Here is a 4,655-nt window from a genome sequence, read left to right as displayed (position 1 = left end):
TGCTGTTGGATTGCAGGGCGCTGTAAAGCTTCATAAATTCACCGATCAAAATTCCATCTGACCAGCCATCACTGGCGATATGATGGAAAACACAAGCCAGCACATATTTCTGATTCCCTAAAGTGTATAAACACGCTCGCAGTTTATAGTCTTTTGATAAATCAAAAGGTTGATTAACATAGTCGGCGATCTGATTTTTTAATAATTCATCCGAAACAATCTCCGTATCCAGTGACCAGCCTTCTGCACTGATGATTTGCTGATAAGCGATACCTTCTTCTGATAAAAGCATACTGCGTAAGACCTCATGACGCGAAACAATACCATGCAAGGTTTGTTCCAGCAGCGATATCTCTAAAGCGCCTTCTAAACTCAGAACTATAGGAATGTGGTATTCGGTACTGCCCTGAAGCTGATCCAAAAACCATAGTCGTTCCTGACTAAAAGATAAAGGGATACGCTCCGGACGCTCTCCCCCTGTAATAACCGGAAGTAAAACACCTTCTGACTGAGATGATAAATGAGTTCCTAATTCCGAAATCGTGGTATGTTCAAATACTTCACGGATAGAAACTTCTATCATTAACTCCTTACGGATCATCGAAACTAAACGCGTAGCGAGCAAACTGTGACCTCCGAGTTCAAAGAAGTTGTCATGAATTCCTACTTGTTCTACGCCTAACAGGTTCTGCCAGATCTCGGCTAGCTGTATTTCTGTTTCGTTGCGTGGCGCCACATATTCTTTACTCGATACTTCTGAATCATCCGGGTCAGGCAATGCATTTTTATCTACCTTACCATTACTGGTAAAAGGTATTGCTTCGAGTTGAATAAATTGATTCGGAATCATAAACTTAGGAAGCACTTTAGACAATTGTGTTCTTAAATTCCCGGTATTTATTTCTTCTGTAAGTTCTAAAAAAGCGACTAAACGTTTATTTGAGTTTTGATCTGCTTTTACAAGTACTACTGCTTTTCTAACTTCCTCTAGTTTTAGTAGTGCATATTCTATTTCGCCCAATTCTATACGATGACCACGAATTTTAACCTGATCATCTTTTCTTCCCATAAACTCTACTGTTCCATCAGGTAACCATCTTCCTATATCTCCGGTTTTATATAACTTTTCGCCAGATTTAAAAGGATGTTCGATAAACTTCTCTATCGTTTGTAATGGTTTATTTAAATAACCTCGAGCAATACCATCTCCGGAGACACAAATTTCTCCTAACAAACCTATGGCAACCAAAGAGTCTGCTTCATCCAAAATATAAACCTCAGAATTGCCTACAGGCCCACCAATAGGTATGGTAGTATATTCTACATCATTCGCAAATCGATAAATAGTTGAATCAATCGTATTCTCAGTTGGTCCATATGAATTGTACAGTGCTATTAAATATCTGCTGCCAAGTCTGCTGTTAAAAGTATTGACCACTTTGGTATTTATTTTATCACCGCCTGATACCACATGACGCAAACTTTGCAATTTCTTGAGGTCAGTATCCGATATGTAATCCAATATATTTTGTAACAATAAAGGCGGCATATTCACCTTTGTTATCTCATATTTTTGGATAGTGTCTATAATGTTCTGAAATAAATCATCTTTGAAATTTACTGACGCCATAACACAGCAGCCTCCAATTGTAAAAGGCATCAGATACTCTTCAATAGCACCATCAAAGCTAAATGAACGATAAAATAAAACCTTATCCTCAGCCGTCATGGCATAATATAGTTTATAAAACTGTAATCGGGATGCCAGTGATCTATTACTAATTTCTACGCCTTTGGGCTGTCCGGTACTTCCGGATGTATAAATTATATAAGCCAAATTCTCCCCAGCTGAGATTCTGTGGATTGATTCCGTTGATTCACGAGCTATTACATCCCAGTCGCGGTCTAATAAAATAATATCTAAATTCGCTTTATCTGGAAATGTTACTAAGCTCTTACTATCACTAAGTAAAAATTTCACACGTGAATCCTCTAACATATAAGCTATACGGTCTGCCGGGTACTCCGGATCGATTGGAACATAAGCACCTCCTGATTTCAATATCCCTAAAATACCAATAAGCATCTCGAAAGAACGATTAATACAAATACCTATCAGATCTTCTTTTCCGACTCCTTTATTTATCAAAAACCTTGCGAACTGATTGGATTTCTCATCCAAATCCTCATAAGTCAGCTCCTGATTATTAAAAATAATCGCTGTCGCTTTTGGTCTTTCAGACACCTGTTCTGAAAACAAATCTATAATTGTCTTGTCCTTAGGATAATCAATAGAAGTAGCATTAAAAACATTCAGTAATTGATGTTCTTCTTCCTGAGGTAATATTGATAATTTACCTATAGGTTTATTGATATCTCTAATAATATTCTTCAATAACTCCTGGTAATGCAAAAGCATTCGATCGATCGTAATCTTGTCAAATAAAGCCGTACAGTAATTTACTGTTAGTAAAATACCATTGCTGTTTTCTGCTACACCAAGGGTTAAATCAAACTTGGAAGTAACCGTATCAAACTCGTATTCCGAAATAATAATATCATGTAATCCCCTGTCTTTTTCTCCCTGACTATCAACTTCATTTTGCAATACAAACATAACCTGAAACAATGGACTCATGCTCATATCACGGCTTGTAACCACACGATCAACAACCTTCTCAAATGGAGTTAACTGATGATCATACCCCTCCAGAGTGGTCTGTTTTACTCTCGACAACAAATCCTTAAAACTCGGATCTCCGCTTAAATCACTGCGAAGTGCCAAAGTATTGACAAAAAAACCGATCATTCCTTCTAAATCAGACTGGGTTCTATTGGCTATTGGTGTTCCTACGCAAATATCATCCTGTCCGCTGTAGCGCGATAACAAAATCTTAAAAGCTGATAGTAATAACATAAACAGCGTTACACCTTCTTCTTGGCATATAGAACTTAGTGAAGTGCTTATTTTTTTATCCAATTCTAAGGAAATACTTCCTCCTGCACTGCTCTGTACAGAAGGTCGTGCATGATCTGTCGGTAAGGACAAAGTGCTTACATTGCTTAGTTTTGCTTCCCAGTACGATAACTGATTATCTAAAACCTCACCTTCTAAATAATTGCGCTGCCAAATCGCATAATCGGCATATTGTAAATGAAGCTCAGGTAAATCAGGAGTGCTGTTGGATTTCAGAGCGCTGTACAGCTCCACAAATTCATTAACCAAAATTCCCCCCGACCAGCCATCACTTGCAATATGGTGGAAAACACAAGCTAAAACATATTTCTCATCTCCTAATGTATATAAACATGCTCTTAATTTATAATCATTTGACAGATTAAATGGAGTATTTAGATATTTATGTAAGTGCTTCTCCAGCATTTCTTCATCCGATACTGCTTCTTGTTCCAAAAACCAATCCCCTGCCTCAACAACCTCCTGATACCCAATCCCATCTTCTGATAAAAGATTCGTGCGTAATACTTCATGACGCGAAACAATAGTCTGTAATGATTCTTCTAAAATTGAAATATTTAATGCTCCATCTAAACGTAACACCAGAGGCATATTATATTCTCCGTTACCGCCCAACTGATCCAGAAACCATAAACGCTCCTGACTATAAGATAAAGGAATTTGTTTGAGAAGACTTCTATCAAATGGCTTTACAGTATGCTTTCCTAATCCCTTATTGTTATTTCTATTTACTTCAAATTTTTCAAGATGTTTAATAATAAGATCTTTATTATTTTTTACATCTGATAACAATGTATCATTAATATTCTCGTTTTCTGATTTCAAAACCAAGTTACCGCCTTCTAACTCTAACCTCACCCCCTCATCTTGAGCTCTTTTTAAAAGATTTAATATTTTGTCCATTATATTGTTATTATTTTTTTATAAGTGATGTCTTGGCTTTCTTTTTCTTTAATTTCTTTATGCCTCAAATAGGTCCCTAATTCTTCTATTCTTGTGAATTCAAATATATCTTTGATTGTAATTTCAATCTCAAATTCCTTACGGATCATCGAAACTAAACGTGTAGCCAGTAAACTGTGACCTCCGAGCTCGAAAAAGTTATCATAAATTCCTATTTGTTCTACACCTAACAGGTTCTGCCAGATTGCTGCTAATTGGATTTCTGTTTCATTGCGCGGAGCGACGTATTCGCTACTCGATAAGTCTGAACCATCCGGATCCGGCAATGCTTTTTTATCCAGCTTTCCATTACTGGTGAGCGGCATTTTTTCTAAAGTCACCCACAATTGAGGAACCATGTATTCCGGTAAGCATAATTTTAATTGGTTTTGTAATGTCTCTTTGTTCAATTCTCCTTCTAAAACTACATAACCTACCAGACGTTTATTGCCTGCTGTATCTTCCTTGGCCAGAACACAACATTGGTTTATGCCCGCTAAAGAAGATAAGGCGTTTTCGATCTCCCCTAATTCTATTCGATAGCCGCGAATCTTAACCTGATCGTCTTTTCTGCCAATGTATTCTATGTTACCATCCGGAAGCCAGCGTGCTAAATCTCCCGATCGGTATAATCTGGAAGTTTTATCCACACTAAACGGATTCGCTATAAACTTCTCATTGGTTAAGTCTTCTCTATTTAAATAACCTCGTGCTACTCCTGCTCCCGAGATACACA

The 4,655-nt window shown here is 37.3% G+C and carries 2 protein-coding genes; both read right to left on the bottom strand.

The window, feature by feature from the left end:
- Positions 1-3,880 (bottom strand): non-ribosomal peptide synthetase (locus tag BHE19_RS07665; protein WP_124020461.1); only part of this gene is annotated, 3,880 nt, incomplete at its 3' end.
- A partial coding sequence (locus BHE19_RS07660) for a phosphopantetheine-binding protein (protein ID WP_131799984.1) occupies positions 3,880-4,655 on the bottom strand: 776 nt, incomplete at its 5' end. The genes BHE19_RS07665 and BHE19_RS07660, both read right to left, overlap by 1 nt.

The organism is Flavobacterium tructae (genome assembly GCF_001853485.1).
GTDB lineage: Bacteria > Bacteroidota > Bacteroidia > Flavobacteriales > Flavobacteriaceae > Flavobacterium > Flavobacterium tructae.
This window is presented reverse-complemented; position numbering and strand designations above follow the sequence as displayed.